Source organism: Deltaproteobacteria bacterium, assembly GCA_016930875.1.
GTDB lineage: Bacteria > Desulfobacterota > Desulfobacteria > Desulfobacterales.
In genome coordinates this window covers 1-3237 of sequence record JAFGFW010000147.1, presented here as the reverse complement: position 1 = coordinate 3237, position 3237 = coordinate 1, and the positions used below count along the sequence as shown (strand labels likewise).

Genomic DNA, 3237 nt, shown 5'->3' with positions numbered 1-3237 from the left:
TGAGCGGAGTCGAAGGGCTGAAAAGAAACAGAAATAGCCGTCGCACGACCTTGAGGCTCTCGACAGGTTGAATGTTCGGTATTGGGTATTCGTTTTTCGTTCGACGTTGGACGTTCGATGTTCGACGTTCATCTTTCAAAACAATTCCGTACGGCATGAATGTAACCTGTGAATGGTTACAACGAAAGAAAGGCAACCCCCTCCGGGGCGTAGGCCCCTATGGGCCGGAGTCTGAACGGTGAACTCTGAACCTATGAACGCTTACTATGAAGACAAGGTCGTCCCCATATCGAAGATAGACATAACAGATCATACCTTTCGTCTCAGCCTCCGCATTGACACTGCAAACCTGGTTGACTCCATACAAGCCGTTGGCCTGATTAATCCTCCAGTTGTAACAGCTATTGACAATTCGACTTTTATTATCGTATGTGGGTTCAGGCGAATCAAGGCGTGTCAGTTACTCGGGTGGCAGGAAATCAAAGCACGGACGCTTGTAGGGGACTTGTCTGAAGCTGAGTTGCTCAAACTTGCCATATCGGATAACCGATCTCATCGGTCGTTAAACATAATTGAGCAGGCACGGGGCATTCAAAAACTAAGCGCTCACACCGCCGGAAACAGCCTTGAAATGCTTTCTTCGTTGCTGGGCTTTCCTTCAAACCAAAAGGTTTTCCAAAAGATCAGTGCATTGATACGTCTTCCCGAGGTCATTCAGACAGGTGTGCTGGATAACACCATCTCCTTTGAAGCAGCAGCCGACTTGTGCAGGCTTTCGCCAGAAGACGCCCTGGTTTTCTATAATTTTTTGAAGGGATTTAAACTGAGCCAGAACAAACAAAAAGAAATCATTACACTGGTCGAGGAAATTGGGATTCGAGAGGATCTGATGCCTTCGGATGTCCTGGAATCCAAGGAGATAAGGGCCATTTTGGATAGCCATAGATTGAATCAAAACGAGAAGAGTTCCATGGTGAGAGCATACTTAAAGAGACGCCGGTTTCCAACACTGGCCAACGCGCAAGAGAAGTTTTTGAGAGAATTGAAGGCGCTGAAGCTGGATGAACACATGCACATCACTGCACCTGCATATTTTGAAGGAGGGTTATACACGCTGCGCATGACTTTCAAGAGCCTTAAAGACCTGCGCGACCGCCGCCAGAGCCTTGATGCCTTGGTAAAGGATCCGGCCATGAAAAGGCTTCTGGAGTTGTGATTTCCGAGCTATACATAGACGAGGCCGTGACGGACTATCCGGTGGTGCGAACAGTGCGAGAACGTCTCGGCGACTGCGGCGCGACTATTGTCCGCGATCCGTCTGGCCTCTATGAAAGTCTGGCCGACGCGGACGACCCGGTGGGTCGGGGAAAGCGTGTGCTTTTTCTCACACGCAACCGGGGCCCTTTTTTGAGAAAATGTCCTGGCACCAAGTCCTACATTTGCTGCGGATACCAGATCCTCCATATCGGGACGTACTGCACTATGGACTGCGCTTACTGCATCCTTCAAGCATACTTCCATCCACCGGTGCTCCAGTATTTTGTAAACCAAGAGGATCTTTTCAAAGAGCTGGACGATCTTTTTGACTTGAAGACACCGCCCTTTCACCGCATAGGCACAGGGGAATTTACAGACAGCCTTATATGGGAACCGTGGACCGGACTTTCCAAGACGCTGGCGCTCCATTTTGCATCTCAGGACCGCATTGTGTTGGAACTCAAGACCAAAACATGTGAAATAGAAAATCTGAGGGGTATTTCCCACAACAGGAAGACCATTGTGGCCTGGTCCCTTAATCCGCCTTCCGTGATTCAAAATGAAGAACGAGGCACAGCCGGCATGAAAGCGCGTCTCAGGGCCGCAGCCCAATGTGAGGCCTGGGGATATCCCCTGGCTTTTCATTTTGATCCTTTGATCTTATACAGCGGCTGGGAAAAGGATTATGAAAGACTGGTCAAAGACCTCTTTAACGCAGTATCAGCGGAAAATATCGTGTGGATCAGTCTTGGCTCCTTTCGGTTCATGCCTTCTTTAAAGCCCATCGTCCAGAAACGATTTCCCAGGTCCAAAATCGTCTATGGCGAGTTTATTCCGGGTCTCGACGGCAAGATGAGATATTTCAAGCCCCTGCGCATTGAGCTCTATCAAAGAATGGCGACCTGGATTAGAGAGATGGCCCCTGGAGTAATGATCTATTTTTGCATGGAGGATGAAGAGGTGTGGCAAAGGGTTATGGGCTTTGTTCCCAAAGAACGCGGAGGGTTATCAAGAATGTTGGATGCGAGTGCGGCAGGGCATTGCGGGCTGGTCACTCATTCTTCTTTTCCGGTAAGAACCTGAAAACACCACGCAGGATCTGTCTGCAGCTTAGGTTTTTCTTGGATACTTTGTCCAGTTCACCCCATGGATTAAACTCGGTTTTTCTTGGTTTGGCCTTTTCCCGGGGCTTTTTTTGCTGACTCCTTGGCGCCTGCCGAGCAACTTCTATCATATCCTCAAGGTTTGAACCGGTCGTATCGAGACCCTCCTTAAACTTCACGTCTCTGAGATCGACCTCTTTCCAGAAAAGAGCATCTGTGCACGTGACCTTTTTTCGGAAGGTTGATTCACTGAAACTGACCTTGCCTGCAAATGAGGCATGATCAAATGTGATCTCTTTTTGAAAATTACAGGACGTAAAGGAGGCGCCATGCTCAACTCTGGCGCCGGCAAAGCTGACCTCATTTTGGAAAACACATTCGTCAAAGCTTACTTCCGCCTGGAAGGTGGCGGCGCCAAAGTCCGCATTTTCTTCAAAGATTGTATCCGTTAGAACCAGTTTTCCGCCAAATACGGCATTTTTGGACTCGGCTTCTCCTGCAAAGACCGACTCATCAATAAATATGTCAATATTGGCTGCATCAATCCGCGTCTTGTCAAGCACACAATCTTCAATACTGATGGGCCGGTCAGCTTTATTGGCGATTGCTACGATTTCTGCCAGGTTTGGGATCTTCCTTTCCTCAATGAAGATCTCACGATCTAAACCTGTCTGGTTTGTACTACCCGCCTGGCCCAGTTCTTTTATGCTGAATTCCTGGAGATCATCACTCTCTTCATCGTCATCCATATTATCATTTTCAATATCATCTTCGGTCATCTTACTTTCTCCCCTGGATATTCGATAAAGCAAACGTCTCAGGCCAACCAAGTTAGGTCGGCGGCGGCTAGTCCGCCTGCGAGCCCAAAATATTTTTC

3 protein-coding genes are annotated in these 3237 nt (G+C 48.4%); 2 read left to right on the top strand and 1 reads right to left on the bottom strand.

Going from position 1 to position 3237, the window contains the following annotated elements; genetic code table 11:
- Positions 1-238: 238 nt before the first annotated feature.
- Both JW883_12820 and JW883_12815 read left to right on the top strand, forming a co-directional pair.
- Entirely contained in the window at positions 239-1216 is a 978-nt protein-coding gene (locus tag JW883_12820; protein ID MBN1843147.1) for a ParB/RepB/Spo0J family partition protein, read from the top strand.
- The gene (locus JW883_12815; protein ID MBN1843146.1) at positions 1213-2340 is read left to right on the top strand and encodes a DNA photolyase; all 1128 of its coding nucleotides are present in this window, start codon (positions 1213-1215) and stop codon (positions 2338-2340) included. The genes JW883_12820 and JW883_12815 overlap by 4 nt, the downstream gene beginning before the upstream one ends.
- Here JW883_12815 and JW883_12810 read toward each other — a convergent pair.
- Positions 2309-3139: a pentapeptide repeat-containing protein gene (locus JW883_12810; protein MBN1843145.1), complete on the bottom strand. Its 831-nt coding sequence runs from the start codon at positions 3137-3139 to the stop codon at positions 2309-2311. The genes JW883_12815 and JW883_12810 overlap by 32 nt on opposite strands.
- Between the last annotated feature and the right edge of the window lie 98 nt (positions 3140-3237).